General features: G+C 56.1%; 15 protein-coding genes. 6 read left to right on the top strand and 9 right to left on the bottom strand.

The features are described from left to right. Positions 1-10: 10 nt before the first annotated feature. The 7 genes from ACRZ96_RS00250 to ACRZ96_RS00220 form a co-directional block, all read right to left on the bottom strand. Complete coding sequence (locus ACRZ96_RS00250) at positions 11-307, bottom strand: hypothetical protein (RefSeq protein ID WP_170396287.1); 297 nt, start codon at positions 305-307, stop codon at positions 11-13. A 35-nt stretch (positions 308-342) separates the two neighbouring features. After that, the gene (locus ACRZ96_RS00245) at positions 343-888 is read right to left on the bottom strand and encodes a sarcosine oxidase subunit gamma family protein (protein ID WP_170800246.1); all 546 of its coding nucleotides are present in this window, start codon (positions 886-888) and stop codon (positions 343-345) included. After that, positions 881-3,814 (bottom strand): sarcosine oxidase subunit alpha family protein, encoded by a 2,934-nt coding sequence (locus tag ACRZ96_RS00240; protein ID WP_480814122.1) that lies wholly within the window; start codon positions 3,812-3,814, stop codon positions 881-883. The genes ACRZ96_RS00245 and ACRZ96_RS00240 overlap by 8 nt, the downstream gene beginning before the upstream one ends. Continuing rightward, positions 3,811-4,074, bottom strand: coding sequence for a sarcosine oxidase subunit delta (locus ACRZ96_RS00235; protein WP_480705233.1), 264 nt, complete (start codon positions 4,072-4,074; stop codon positions 3,811-3,813). The genes ACRZ96_RS00240 and ACRZ96_RS00235 overlap by 4 nt, the downstream gene beginning before the upstream one ends. Before the next feature lie 55 nt (positions 4,075-4,129). After that, positions 4,130-5,383, bottom strand: a complete 1,254-nt coding sequence (locus ACRZ96_RS00230; RefSeq protein ID WP_480561317.1) for a sarcosine oxidase subunit beta family protein — start codon at positions 5,381-5,383, stop codon at positions 4,130-4,132. Between the two features lie 196 nt (positions 5,384-5,579). Then, positions 5,580-7,010 (bottom strand): Glu/Leu/Phe/Val family dehydrogenase, encoded by a 1,431-nt coding sequence (locus tag ACRZ96_RS00225; protein WP_170396277.1) that lies wholly within the window; start codon positions 7,008-7,010, stop codon positions 5,580-5,582. Beyond that, positions 6,997-7,305, bottom strand: a complete 309-nt coding sequence (locus ACRZ96_RS00220) for a hypothetical protein (RefSeq protein ID WP_170396276.1) — start codon at positions 7,303-7,305, stop codon at positions 6,997-6,999. The genes ACRZ96_RS00225 and ACRZ96_RS00220 overlap by 14 nt, the downstream gene beginning before the upstream one ends. 129 nt (positions 7,306-7,434) lie before the next feature. Here ACRZ96_RS00220 and ACRZ96_RS00215 point away from each other — a divergent pair, with 129 nt between their 5' ends. Genes ACRZ96_RS00215 through ACRZ96_RS00205 form a run of 3 tightly spaced genes read left to right on the top strand, consistent with a single transcriptional unit; the run spans position 7,435 to position 10,359 of the window. Beyond that, positions 7,435-9,162 (top strand): pilus assembly protein TadG-related protein, encoded by a 1,728-nt coding sequence (locus ACRZ96_RS00215; RefSeq protein WP_255612046.1) that lies wholly within the window; start codon positions 7,435-7,437, stop codon positions 9,160-9,162. Next, positions 9,159-9,776 (top strand): TadE/TadG family type IV pilus assembly protein, encoded by a 618-nt coding sequence (locus ACRZ96_RS00210; protein ID WP_170396272.1) that lies wholly within the window; start codon positions 9,159-9,161, stop codon positions 9,774-9,776. Before ACRZ96_RS00215 ends, ACRZ96_RS00210 begins: the two co-directional genes overlap by 4 nt. Further along, positions 9,763-10,359 (top strand): hypothetical protein, encoded by a 597-nt coding sequence (locus tag ACRZ96_RS00205; RefSeq protein ID WP_170396270.1) that lies wholly within the window; start codon positions 9,763-9,765, stop codon positions 10,357-10,359. The genes ACRZ96_RS00210 and ACRZ96_RS00205 overlap by 14 nt, the downstream gene beginning before the upstream one ends. On the opposite strand, the gene ACRZ96_RS00200 is transcribed toward ACRZ96_RS00205, so the two are convergent. Then, the gene (locus tag ACRZ96_RS00200; RefSeq protein ID WP_170565779.1) at positions 10,356-10,826 is read right to left on the bottom strand and encodes a hypothetical protein; all 471 of its coding nucleotides are present in this window, start codon (positions 10,824-10,826) and stop codon (positions 10,356-10,358) included. The two genes, ACRZ96_RS00205 and ACRZ96_RS00200, sit on opposite strands and share 4 nt — an antisense overlap. A 159-nt stretch (positions 10,827-10,985) precedes the next feature. Between ACRZ96_RS00200 and ACRZ96_RS00195 the strand changes: the two genes are divergently transcribed. Beyond that, positions 10,986-11,897, top strand: coding sequence for a pirin family protein (locus ACRZ96_RS00195; protein ID WP_170734763.1), 912 nt, complete (start codon positions 10,986-10,988; stop codon positions 11,895-11,897). 7 nt (positions 11,898-11,904) lie between these two features. Here the strand turns inward: ACRZ96_RS00195 and ACRZ96_RS00190 are convergent, their stop codons facing one another. Continuing rightward, positions 11,905-12,492 (bottom strand): TetR/AcrR family transcriptional regulator, encoded by a 588-nt coding sequence (locus ACRZ96_RS00190; protein ID WP_170512799.1) that lies wholly within the window; start codon positions 12,490-12,492, stop codon positions 11,905-11,907. A 100-nt stretch (positions 12,493-12,592) separates the two neighbouring features. Between ACRZ96_RS00190 and ACRZ96_RS00185 the strand changes: the two genes are divergently transcribed. Further along, positions 12,593-12,841 carry a hypothetical protein gene (locus ACRZ96_RS00185; protein ID WP_170422347.1) on the top strand — a complete coding sequence of 83 codons (249 nt, stop codon included), beginning with the start codon at positions 12,593-12,595 and terminating at the stop codon, positions 12,839-12,841. Between the two features lie 128 nt (positions 12,842-12,969). After that, the gene (locus tag ACRZ96_RS00180) at positions 12,970-14,256 is read left to right on the top strand and encodes a homoserine dehydrogenase (protein WP_170734741.1); all 1,287 of its coding nucleotides are present in this window, start codon (positions 12,970-12,972) and stop codon (positions 14,254-14,256) included. Positions 14,257-14,282: the final 26 nt, after the last annotated feature.

Below are 14,282 nucleotides of genomic sequence, written 5' to 3'. Positions count from 1 at the left end.
TGACTGTGGATTATTGTTGTAAACACAACTCCAGCCACGCAGCTCCGAGATCCTTCTTACGCACGTCGCGCATCTTTTGCTCATATACCCAAGGCGTGATCAGTGGAACAGCGGCATTGTAGTTCTCGGGCCAGGTAGGACCACTGTCGGCCACCGCCTGCGCCACATCGCGTTCCTTGACCCGGTCAAGTCGCGCTTTCTGTATCGCTGCAACAACGTCGGCCTGATACTTGCAGCTCTGTTCCTTGGTTTCCTGTGCAACCACTGGCGTGGCCAGCACGGCCGCAACGATGGCGATACGCAACATGGGGATCTCCGAAGATTCGTTTCTTTCAGCGCAGCTTACCCGCGCGCGGCGGTGCCTTCCATCGCCCTTTTCAAATCGTGAACCAATGTCTCAGCCATGGAACGGAAGACCATGATCTGAAACGCGTTCTCACCAACGCGCGTGATCGAAGCGGTCATGTGGAACAGCAGGGTACGGGCGGTATGGCCGCGCTTGAAATGCACCTTACGCAGATCAACTGGCACCACACGCGCCAACACGTCCTCGACGTCGGCGCCCTCTAACCGGACCACAGTCCAGGCATCTGACTGGTCCACGATGGCTGCATTCTCGACCAGCGCCACATTTGGTAGAGGCCCGACCAGCATCGCATGCGCCGGGCCGAACCAGATTGCCCGTGCGCCCGCTTTGCCCGTCGCGCGGTTAGCCGACGGATAAGCCATCCCATGCGCTGCTTTCAAAGCTTCGGATAGCGTCTTTTGCTTACCCATGAGGGGAGAGATCGAATGGATCGCCCCCGCATCCTCTTCGCTGAGCGTTACAGAGCCGAAGGTCAAAGGCAGCAACCCGTCGCAGGGTGTTTTGGCGGTCAGATTATCCACGGACGCGCCCTCCTTCGGGGTCAAAGAAAACCGGGTTCACCACTTCACACAGGGTTGTCACGCCGCGCAGATGATCGACCATTTTCACGATTTCTCCATACCTCTCAGGCCCGTCCGCCAGGAAGCCCAAGCCCAACATCGTTTCCAGCGTCGGGGAATAACACACGGAGGTCAGATAGCCCTGATCATTGGTGCGCACCGGCTCGGCCTCTTCCCGATACAGATGCGCGCCCGCCAGCAATTCCTTGCTTTCGCCAATGGGTTTGAGCCCGACCAACCGCTCGCGCCCCGGCTCTTCAAGCCCCGGACGTTGCGACATGGTTTTGCCGATGCAATCCTTCTTCTGCGACACCATTCGGCCCATGCCGATATCATAGGCAGTTGTCCGTCCGTGGATCTCAGAATGCGTAATAAAGCCCTTTTCGATCCGAAGAACGTTCAGCGCTTCCATCCCATAAAGACCTCCGCCCAGCGCTTCAGCCCGCTCGGTCAAAATATCGAAAAGGGTCGCGCCATAGCGCGCAGGCACGGCGATTTCATATGCATGCTCGCCCGAGAACGAGATCCGGAACAAACGCCCCTGCACACCCAGCACCGAGATCGACCCACAAGCCATGAAGGGCCAGCTTTCTTCATCAAGAGGTGTGCCCAGCAAACCATTCAACAATTCACGCGATTTTGGCCCAGCAACGGCAAACTGTGCCCACTGTTCGGTGACCGAGATGAACGAGACATTCAGATCAGGGCGCAGTCCCTGATGAACGAACTCCAGATGCTTCATTACGTCGCCAGCACCTGCTGTGGTGGTGGTCATCAGGTAATGCGTCTCTCCCAGCCGCGCGGTGGTGCCATCATCCATGACGAATCCATCCTCACGCAACATCAGGCCATATCGCGTTCGGCCAACTTTGAGGGTCGAGAACATGTTCGTATAAACGAAGTCCAGAAACGCCCCCGCATCCGGCCCCTGTATGTCAATCTTGCCAAGCGTCGAGACATCGCACACCCCGACGGCCTGACGCACCATGTTGACCTCACGGTCACAGGATTGCCGCCACGTGGTTTCTTCATCCTTTGGGAAATAGCTGGGGCGATACCACAGCCCGGCCTCAACCAACGGAGCTTTCCGCGCTACGGTCGCTTTGTGCGAAGTGATAAAGCGTTGCGGTTTGAAACCCTTGCCTTCAGCCCCAGCGCCCAGCGCGGCAATGGCGATAGGAGAATACGGAGGGCGGAACGTCGTGGTTCCGGTTTCGGGTATCGCGCGCCCGGTGACGTCCGCTAGAATGGCCAACGCCGCCACGTTCGAATTCTTGCCCTGATCCGTCGCCATACCTTGCGTCGTATAGCGCTTCATGTGCTCGACTGACCGGAAATTCTCAGTCGCGGCTTGTTTGACGTCTTTCACTGTAACATCGTTCTGGAAATCCAGCCACGCGCGCCCTTTGCCGGGAACGGCCCAAAGCTGCGTGATCTCGTATGGCGTATCCTCGGCCTGCGGTGGCACAGTCTTCGTGGCCTTGTAGCCAAGATCGCCAAGTACGCCTTTGGCTGCCTCAATCCCTTCACGAAGGCAGGCTGTAGTTGAGAAAGATCCGTTGCACGCACCCGCTGTCACCATGCCCGGCACGGCCCCCGGCGTTGGCACAAAGGCCTCGATCTCACGCTTCCAGATCGGGCGGCTATTCATGTGACACGTTAGATGAACCGAAGGATTCCAGCCCCCTGTCATGGCAAGGCAATCCGTGTGTATCCGTTCTTCTCCACTGGCGCGGCGCACCGTAATCGCCTCCAGCCCTTTACGGCCCGAACTGTTACAAACTTGCGCCCCGCGTAGAACCTCGTAGTCGTCAGACAAGGGCGCGTCATGGCGGCTATCGATCACAGCCGCCACATGGACACCAGCATCCAACAAATCACGAGCAGTGCGATGGATATCGTCAGTATTTCCGAAGATCGTCACATTGCGGCCCGGGCTGACACCCCATCGGTTTAGATACGCCCGCACCGCGCCAGCGGTCATGATCCCCGGGCGATCATTGTTGCGGAATGCGACCGGGCGCTCCAGCGCGCCTGCCGCCAGAACTGACCGCTTGGCCACGATCCGCCAATAGGTTTCCAACGGCGCCCCGTTGGGGCGGTGATCCGTATGGTGAAAAACGCGTTCCAACGCCGCATAGGTACCTTGGTCATAGGCGCCTGCGATAGTGGTCCGGGTCATGATGCGGACATTGTCCATCGCGGCTAACTCGGCCAGCACCTCGTCAACCCAATCGGGACCCGGTTTTCCGTCGATCTCATAGGTCTCGGCCAGCAGACGCCCACCCGCGCGACTGTTTTCGTCGGCCAGAATGACGTCCGCGCCGGCACGACCCGCGACCAGAGCGGCCATCAGCCCCGCAGGCCCTGCCCCGATAATCAGCAGATCGCAAAAGGCATAAGCGCTTTCGTACTTGTCGGCATTGTCTTCGCCCGACAGTGCTCCCAATCCGGCGGCACGTCGAATGATCGGCTCGTATAGCTTTTCCCAGAAGCTTTTCGGCCACATGAAGGTTTTGTAGTAAAAACCCGCGCCCAAGAACGGGGAAGCCAGATCGTTGATCCCCATCAAATCGACACTCAGGCTGGGCCAGCGATTCTGGCTGCGCGCTTCAAGTCCCGGATAGATCTCTTGCATCGTGGCGCGAATATTTGGTTCTTGACCTGCGCCTGCCCCCAAGGTCATCAGCGCATTCGGCTCTTCGCTGCCTGCGCTCAGCACACCCCTAGGCCGGTGGTACTTGAACGAACGCCCCATCAGTCGCACGCCATTCGCCAAAAGCGCTGAGGTCAGGGTGTCGCCTGCATAGCCGCTATAGCTGGCACCATCGAAAACAAACGGAATCGACTGCGTACGATCGATAAGACCCTTTCCATCGATCCTCATGCCCGCTCCTCCGATGCCGGCTGCGCGTCGATCATCTCATGCGTGACCGTGTTTCGTGTGACCACGATCCATGCACCGCACCCGCCTTCGTGATACCAAAGCTCTCGTATCGGCCCTGCCGGGTTTTCCCGTTGGTAGACAAAATCATCCCAAGCCGCCTCACCGGCATCCGGGGCCGGTCGGTCCAGATCCACTGCCGCCCCGCGATAGTAGAATTCGCGCCGATCCCGCTCGCCGCAATATGGACAGGTGATCCTCATAGCCGCGCGCCCTTCTTGATCTTTTCAATAATACCCAAATCCAACATCGCGCCCCTCAATGCAGATTGTGCTGAGAGCCCTTGCCCTCTTCATCGATAATCCCGCGCCCGGTGCGGAAACGATCCAGTCGGAAGCCGGTGGCATTCTCGTGATACCGATCAGTCGCAATCAGATGCGCAAACACATTCCCCGAACCCGGAACCGCCTTGAAGCCACCATAGTTCCAGCCGCAATTGAGATAGAGCCCATCAATATCCGTTCGGTCTATGATCGGAGAGCCATCGGGCGACATATCCATGATCCCGCCCCAGGATCGCAGCACCCGCGCCTTGCCGATCATCGGCATCAGCGCCATCCCGGCCTCCATCACGCTTTCGACGGTGGGCAAGTTACCTCGCGCCGCATAGGAGGCGTAAAAATCCAGATCACCGCCAAAAACCAGCCCGCCCTTATCTGACTGGCTGATATAGAAATGCCCCATGCCAAACGTCACCACATGATCGATGCAGGGCTTCAGACCTTCGGTCACGAAGGCCTGCAAGACATGGCTTTCAATCGGCAGCCTCATTCCAGCCATCGCCGCCACCTGACCTGAACGCCCGGCAGCAACCATCGCCACCTTCTTGGCCCGGATCGGCCCGCGCGAGGTCTGAACACCGCGAACCACGCCATTCTCGATATCAATACCGGTCACTTCGCAGTTCTGGATCAGATCCACGCCGCGCTGGTCCGCTCCGCGCGCATAGCCCCAGGCCACGGCATCGTGTCGCGCTGTACCTCCGCGCGGGTGGTAGAGACCGCCATACAGAGGGAACCTAAGGTCATCGAAATTCAGATAGGGCACCATCCGCCTCAATTCATCGCGATTGAGCAGGATAGCATCGTCACCCTGACTGATCATCATGTTGCCCCGGCGCGCAGCGGCATCACGCTGCCCGTCCGAATGGAACAGGTTGATGATCCCGCGTTGCGAATGCATTACATTGTAGTTCAGATCCTGCTCAAGACCTTCCCACAGCTTCAATGAGTGCGAGTAGAACTCGGAATTGCCCTGCAAAAAATAGTTCGCGCGCACAATGGTGGTGTTGCGCCCGATATTGCCCCCACCGATATAGCCCTTTTCCAGAACAGCGATATTGGTCAGACCATGTTCCTTGGCCAGATAATAGGCCGTGCTCAACCCATGACCTCCGCCGCCGACAATGACGACGTCATATTCGGATTTCGGTTCAGGCTCGCGCCAGTGCGGCGTCCAGCCTTTGTTGCCGGTCAGGCCCTCTTTCAGGACACGTAAGCCGGAGAAACGCATTCAGAACTCCCTACAGGTGTGTCGGCATCAAACCAACTTCACCCAGCAGTAACAACGCCGGAATCCGGTTCCACTCCTGTTTTCGACGAAAACTTGTCGCTGGGCGACTAATCCATTCACTCTGACGACTTCGACCTAAATGAAAAATGGCCAACCCGATGGTTGGCCACTCAAGAATCTTCTGTTGTCTGGGCGCTCAGAGGCCCTTGGCGCGATAGCTTTTTGAGACGCGGTCGATCGCAACGATATAGGCCGCCGTGCGCAGATCGTCGACATCTGCGCGATCATGCCAGACTTCGCTCATCGACTGATAGGCAATGCGCATCGTGTCATCGAGACCAGAACGCACCAGCTCCAACTCGCCAGCGCCCTTTAGGTACTTGGCCTTGAAATCCGGAGACATCGACCAAGCGTCACCCAGATACCGATCCAACCGTTCCAGTTCGCTGACGATCAACTCATGCCGAGCTTCTTCCTGACGCCGCTGCATCCGGCCAAAACGGATGTGGCTGAGGTTTTTGACCCATTCAAAATAGGACACGGTCACACCACCGGCGTTTGCATACATGTCAGGAATGATCACCGTGCCTTTCTTGCGCATGATCTCATCAGCACCCGCCGTGACAGGCCCGTTGGCGGCCTCGATGATCAGTGGTGCCTTAATACGTTCGGCGTTGGATAGGTTTATTACCCCCTCCAGCGCCGCCGGAATCAGGATGTCACACTCGGCTTCAAGTACCGCGCCGCCCTCGGCGGAATGCGTGGCGTCGGGATAGTCCTTCACGCCGCCATGCTTGACGATCCACTGCCGCACGGCTTCTACGTCGATGCCATCGGGATTGTACAGTGCGCCATCCCATTCGATGATGCCGACCACACGCGACCCGTCTTCCTCGCTGAGGAACTTGGCTGCGTGATAGCCCACGTTACCCAATCCCTGCACGACGACGCGCTTTCCGTCCAGCGTGCCTGACAAGTTCGCCTTCTTGACGTCTTCCGGGTTTCGGAAGAATTCGCGCAACGCGTATTGGATGCCGCGCCCGGTTGCTTCGACCCTGCCCGCGATGCCTCCCGCGTTCAGCGGTTTACCTGTCACACAGGCTCGCGCGTTGATATCGGTCGTATTCATCCGCGCATATTGGTCAGCCATCCACGCCATTTCGCGCTCGCCTGTTCCCATATCGGGCGCAGGCACGTTCTGTGAGGGGTTGATCAGATCGCGCTTTGCCAGCTCATAGGCAAAACGACGCGTGATCTGTTCCATCTCATGTTCTTCATACTGGCGAGGATCAATGCAAAGGCCCCCTTTCGAGCCACCAAAGGGCGCTTCGACCAGTGCACACTTGTAAGTCATGAGCGCAGCGAGCGCTTCGACCTCATCCTGGTTCACCGCCAAGGCATAGCGAATGCCACCCTTTACCGGCTCCATATGTTCCGAATGAACCGAACGATATCCGGTAAAGGTGTGGATCTGCCCCCGCAGACGCACCCCGAACCGAACGGTGTAGGTGGCATTACAAACCCGTATCTTCTCTTCTAGCCCGGGCGGCAAATCCATCAGAGACGCCGCTCTGTTGAACATCAAATCAACACTCTCACGAAAGCTGGGTTCTTTAATGCCGGTCATAAAATCCTCCGTGCCGGTAGACGAGATACGTCATGACTTTTTGTCGCACTGCTTGCCAAATACCGCAATCAGTAACTGCACGTATTTTCATCAGTTTGTGAACTTTACTTTTCAGCTCCATTGGTGAGTCGGGCGTTAACGAAAGCCGCGCGATTGTCCAAAGGCGCGAAACAAAACCACCAATAACACCGGGAATAAAGCTGAATCTCGTTAAAAACGAGCAGCATAGTGTCCACTGCGCCCAAATCTCGCCACGATCCGTGGGTAAATTATTAAAGTTGCGAAGTGCTGGCATCAGTGTGTCTGATCGACCGAGGAACCAATTATGCGCAAGTTTGATTTGAAGGCCCAATTCAACCGTCTCTGCCGCGAAAACAGTTGTTCGCGGCACTTGCGGCACTTTGTTTCTTCGACAGAAGGCACGATGACGATCCTTGCCCTTTTCCTGATCGTGATAGTCTTCACCGTGGCCGGGTTCGCGGTCGACGTCATGCGGTATGATCGCGAAAGGGTAAGGCTACAATACGCACTGGACCGCGCGGTCCTTGCCGCAGCTGACCTGGACCAAGAGCTTTGCCCACGGGTCGTGGTGAATGATTACATTCGCAAAGAAGGTTTCGATACGAATATCATCAAAAATATCAAGGTCGAGCCCGAGACATGCACGACAAACGACGACGGAACCGTGACTCAGGTTGCAGAACTTGAAGGAAAGCGGAAAGTCGAAGCCAGCGCCGACATGAGCATTGAGACACACTTCATGAAATGGAGTGGCGTCGATTACATTGATACAACCGCCACCAGCATCGCCGAAGAATCGATTGGTAACGTCGAGATTTCATTGGTTCTGGACGTCTCGGGTTCGATGCGCGGGACAAAGCTGACCAACCTCAAAAGTGCCGCTGAGGACTTTATCGATGAGATGATCCTGAAATCTGAAGATGGTAGATTGTCGATCTCAATCGTGCCCTACTCGGAACAGGTGTCGGTGCCTGACTACCTTATGAATGCTTTGAACACGATCGGGGCTAACGAAAGGGCCAATTGCATCGATTTCCAGGCTTCGGACTACACAACGACCGATTTCAACTATTACGACATCGTGGACGACGAAGGAAACATCATCACAAAAGGGGATTATGTCCCGCAAACTCTTCATTTCAAGGATAATGGCTCCAGCGACAAAAGGTTCAGCGACACGTTGGTAACCAGCAATACGTGCCGTCTTGAAACCACCACAGATCGGCGAGAGATGACGGTAATCCAGAATGATCCTGACATTCTGAAAGGTCAGATCCAGAATCTTGTGGCAAGCGGCTGGACTTCGATCGATGTGGGCCTCAAGTGGGGTCTAACTTTGCTTGACGATAGTATCCAACCGCTGATCGCTCAGATTGCAGACAGTTCAGAAATTCCGGACTCGTTCGCAATTCGGCCAGCCCCTAACAAGACCACGGACACCCTCAAGGTTCTGGTGCTGATGACGGATGGCGAAAACACTTATCAGCACAAAGTGAATCCGCCTTATAATGACGGCCCCTCGGACATCTATTGGAATGAAGATGCCGAAACGTATTCTATCTACGATGAAGAGTATGACCGCTGGGCTTGGCCTAATGTCGCCACAACTGTGCGGGACAGTTCGTACAGGCGCTGGACCCGCGACAAATACCAAGATCATGCCCATGGCAATGGGACTTATATGCGCTACCGCTGTACGGATTACTACAACGGCACCTGCTATTCGATGGATCGATCGCAAACACGCGAAGACTCCGAAGGGCTTTCAACAGATTCCGATCCAGTAGAACTGGAATGGCCTGATGTCTGGGCGCATACTGAAAAATACGCAATTCGGAATATGTTGCGTCACGCTTATGGCTGGGATCGCGGCGAAGAATTTGCAGCTGACTCCACGACCGAAATTGGTCCTTCGACCAAAAATCCAAATGTTGTAGATCTCTGCGAAGAAGCTGAAGAAGATAATGTCATCATCTTCTCGATCGCTTTTGAGGCACCCTACGGTGTTAAGCAGATGCTGAAAGACTGCGCGATCAAACCTGCCCGTTACTATGAAGCGACCGGCAATCAGATTGAACGCGTCTTCGATTCAATCAGCACCTCCATTCAAAACCTGAGGCTGACCCAATGACAAAGACACTGCGGAATCGGCTTCGGAGATTTCGAAAGAATGAGGATGGAAACTCGTCTATCGAGTTTATCTTCTGGTTTCCATTCTTCCTGTATGTCGCTTATTCAGGCATGGATCTGGGATTGCAATCCTTCCACCATGCCGATCTTGAACGATCTCTGGATATGACAATTCGGGAGGTTCGGCTTAATCGCCTTCCTGAAGGGGAAGATGAATGGGATCACGCGCTGCTGAAGAAAATGATCTGTGACGAAGCGCTGATAACCAATTGCTCGGAAAACCTTGCGCTCGAGATGAAGTCCATTGATCCGCGTGTCGGCAATCAGTTGGATCCAACCCCCTATTGCGTCGACACTCCGGAGACAATTCGTAAGCCGGACGAAGTTGTTTTTGAACAAGGGACTTCAAATGAGCTTATGATTATCCGCGCCTGTCTTGAGGTTTCACCTGTTTTTGGGCTTTCGATGCTGAGCGGCATTGCGAAGCAGGACAACGACGGCCAATGGGAACTGCAGGCGACGACCGTATTTGTTCATGAACCATTTGGTGGTTCATCAGCTGATCCTGACGATTCATCTGACACAACAGTGGATGTGGCCGATGCCTCGAATTAACAAAGAGAATCGCAACCTTCCCAAGGCACTGCTGAACCGCTTTCTCAAACGAGAAGACGGCGCCTTATCGGTCGAGGCAATGCTGATATTGCCGCTGCTGTTCTGGTCAATGTTTGCGTCTTACACCTATTATGACAGCTATCGCCAAAGCGCGATCAACATCAAAGGAGCCTACGCAGTTGCGGATGTGCTCTCACGCGAAGCTGAAGATGTTAACGCCGCGTATATCAACACCATGTACGACCTTCTGGAAAACATGGTTGATACCAGAGCACCGGTCTCGATGCGTGTGACCTATCTGACCTATGATGGTGATAACGATCTCCACGATGTTCTATGGTCCTGCGTGCGGGGCACCGGATATCAGAAATGGACCGACGCAGAGATCGTGAAAATCAAACAACGGCTTCCGGTAATGCCTGATAACGGCTCAATGATCCTGGTCGAAACCAACAATACATACAAAGCGCCATTCCAGATGGCATTCAAATTTGCTGACTTTGAAATGGATAATCTGGTCTTCACACACCCGCGTGTTTTCGACCAGATCGTCAATACCGACCCTGCTTGCTTGGGTGTCTAACTCTTTTCAGCAAGCATCGCCGACAGCATTTCCGACATGTATTTGGTCTCGGCGGCGGCTGTCATGCCGCCTATGCCAATCCTTCGTCCGACACGCCACCAAAGACCGGGCGCCCACTGGTTTGAGCTTCGTGCATGAGTGATTACCAAGAAGCCATTTGATGGCTTAAATGCGAACACGCCCCGGTCTACGCCTTCGACATCCTCGATATTGCAGATCACCTGCCCCGAGCCTGTGCGCAATTGGGATTGGGTCAGCTCGATCCTGTCTTCGGTCGCGTACCACATGCGACGGGCTAACCAGAACGCGGCTGCCCCGGAAACCAGTAAGAAGACCTGCCAGCCTAACTCAGGCGGCGATGCCAACGCGACGTAAATGACCAACGCCCCGACCGTGACCAGCATCCCTACCCCAGTCCAGCGCCGCGGTGCCGAGGCCGCGACCGTAGCCAGCACTTCTTCTTGCATATTGTTCTCCTGATTGTCCGCCCGCTTTAACCGCTTTGATACGCAAAGGACAGCGCCGCGTCACCTGTCTGAGCATCTTCGCACAGCTTCAGTGTTCCAGCGCAAATTGACTACCTCAGGCCGACGCATAAGTTCCGGTCAAAGGATCAGGAGGCTTTCATGTCACTCAGACCAACTTTGGAATTCCGCAAGGCGGTCCCGACGATGGAAGGCGCGGGCGTCAAACTGCACCGGGCGTTCGGGTTTCAGGACCCGTCGGAACTGGACCCGTTTCTGCTGTTCGATGATTTCCGGAATGACAACCCATTGGACTATATGGCCGGTTTTCCGTGGCATCCGCATCGGGGCATCGAAACGATCACTTATGTCCTGTCCGGTACAGTCGAACACAGCGACTCGTTGGGCAATAGCGGCACGCTGGGTGCCGGAGATGTCCAGTGGATGACCGCCGGGTCGGGTATCCTACATCAGGAAATGCCCAAGGGGTCGGCCAGCGGTCAGATGCATGGGTTCCAGCTGTGGGGCAATCTGCCATCAGATCAGAAAATGGCCGCCCCGCGCTATCAGGACGTTCAAAGCACTGATATTCCAGAAATCATCGATGATGATGGGACAAAGGTCCGTGTGATTGTCGGTACATTCTGGGGACGTACGGGCCCAGTGGACGGTATCGCTGCCGATCCGCAATACCTGGATATCAGCATACCGGCAGGGGTGAAAAAAACCATTCCGATCGACACATACCGCCGGGCCTTCGCCTATATCTTTGAAGGCAGCGCTGCCTTTGCGGATGCGTCTCGGCCAACTGGAATTCTTCTAGAGAAAGAGGTCGCCGGGCAAGAGGTCAACATCCGCGACATGTCAGGAGACAGGACGTTGGTTCGGTTCGGGACCGGAGACGAAATCACGGTTCAGGCCGGGCCCGAGGGTGTACGGTTTCTTTTGATCTCGGGCGCTCCGATCGATGAACCCGTGGCGTGGCATGGCCCGATCGTGATGAATACGCAGGCAGAATTACAGCAAGCGTTTCGGGAGTTGCGGAACGGAACGTTCATCCGCCCGGCCCACTAAGGGCTGGTCAGGCGGTAACCGCTTTGCGGACCATGTCCCAGTACACCTGCTCGACCTCATCCAGCGACAGGCGGCCACCGCTGCGATACCAAGTGATCACACCATTCAGCATGGCAATCACCGCTAATGTGGCGATCTTGGTATCGGAGACCGAAAATTGACCCGATTGCTGCCCGTTACGCAGAATATGCTCTAACGAGTCCTCGTAGCGGCGGCGCAGGGCCTCGATTTCGGCAAAATTTTCGGGGTTCAGATTGCGCAGCTCCATATAAGCGATGAACACCTCGTCGGGACGCTGCAGGTGAAAACGGATGTGGAACCCGACAAACTGACGCAACGCATCTTGTGGATTATCAAACCGGTCGAGATCGTCATAGGCGGCCATCAGATCCTGCATGTGATCGCGCATCAGCCGAAACAGCAGGCTCTGCTTGTCGGGCGTGTAATTATAGAGTGCCCCAGCCTGCACCCCCACCTCGCCTGCGATCTGCCGCATTGAAACCGCAGCATAGCCATGACGGGCAAACAGCCCCAGTGCGGCCTCGCGAATACGGGGGCCGGTGATATCGGAATGAGAACCTTGTGTACGCGCCATGCTTCGATCGTATCTGAACAGACGTTCAGATAGAACCCCGCTTGAACCATTCCGACAAAACGTGCATCACGGGATACACGCTGCGACCCGAAGGACTGCGATGAAGCTTTTGCTGCCCATTCTCTTTGTGCTGGCCACCGCCGGCTGCGCAAATATCCCTGAGTTGGAAGGCAGCGAAACCGCCGCATTGCGCAAGGCACCCTACCCCAAGCTTGTTGCTTTAGATCCCGCCCTCGGTCCTCCGACCGATCCAATCAGCGAAGCGGAAGAGGTAGAAGAAGACCTGACAGCACGCAGCGAAGCGTTGGCGGAAAAGGCCGAAGCGCTGCAGAATGCCGAGATTAACTAGGATTTCGGCCACGCCACTAGCTCCAAAAGATTAGACGGATTGCACCCCTGCCTCGAACCCGCTAAGGCAGCCCGCAAAGGACACTTCGCCATCGCGGGCGGTATTGCGAGCAGAAAGGACCCAAGGGAATGACACAGGCGCTGAGGCTTGGAATTGCCGGATTGGGAACCGTTGGCGTGGGTGTGGTCAAAATTGTGCGTCGTCATGCCGATTTGTTGCACGCCCGCACCGGGCGTCGCATCGAGATCACCGCAGTTTCGGCCCGTGATGCCAGCAAGGACCGTGGCGTAAACCTGTCGGATTATGCATGGGAAACCGATCCCGTTGCATTGGCCAAACGCGAAGACATCGATGTTTTTGTCGAACTGATGGGCGGCGAGAACGGCCCCGCGAAAGCTTCGGTCGAGGCGGCGCTGACCAGTGGCAAGGATGTCGTCACCGCAAACAAGGCGCTGCTGGCGATTCACGGGCAGGAATTGGCGGAATTGGCTGAGGCCGCAGGGCGTGTAATTCGCTTCGAAGCGGCTGTCGCGGGTGGTATCCCGGTAATCAAATCTCTGACCGAAGGACTGGCGGGTAACGAGATCACGCGTGTCATGGGCGTCATGAACGGTACCTGCAACTATATTCTGACCCGGATGCAATCGCAGGAGTTGGGCTATAACGCCCTGTTCGAGGAATGCGCGCAGCTTGGCTATCTTGAAGCTGATCCCAATCTGGATGTTGGCGGCATCGACGCGGCGCACAAACTGGCGCTGCTGTCTTCGATTGCCTTTGGCACCAAGCCGAATTTCGATGGGATCGAGATCGAGGGCATTCAGCATATTAGCCTCGATGACATCCATCAGGCCCACGACATGGGGTATCGCATCAAGCTGTTGGGTGTAGCACAGCGAACGGCGCGCGGACTGGAACAGCGGATGCAACCCTGTCTAGTGCCGAGCAATTCTCCGCTAGGTCAGTTGGAAGGCGGAACAAACATGGTTGTGCTGGATGGGGACGCAGTTGAACAAATCGTTCTGCGTGGCCCCGGTGCTGGCGAAGGCCCCACCGCCAGCGCAGTGATGGGCGACGTCTGCGATCTGGCGCGAGGCCTGCATATACCGACATTTGGCCGCCCCGCGACGACCCTGCAAGACGCAGCCTCCGCCGTTACTGGCTTACCTGCACCCTACTATCTGCGGCTCGGTCTTCTGGACAAGCCCGGCGCTCTGGCAAAGGTCGCGGCGATTCTGGGCGATGCTGGAGTCTCGATCGACCGGATGCGGCAGTATGGGCACACAGAAAGCACAGCGCCCGTGCTGATCGTGACCCACAAAACCACGCGGGCGACGCTGGACCATGCACTGGATGGCCTGCGCGCCACCGATGTGGTGGCCGGAGAACCCGTCGCCCTGCGTATCGAACAAGTCTGACCCCTTGCGGCCTATGCTGCGCGCAG

The sequence above is a fragment of the Ruegeria sp. CF1 genome, from assembly GCF_056537445.1.
Note: the sequence above shows the minus strand (reverse complement) of the source record. Positions and strands in the feature narration are given on the sequence as shown.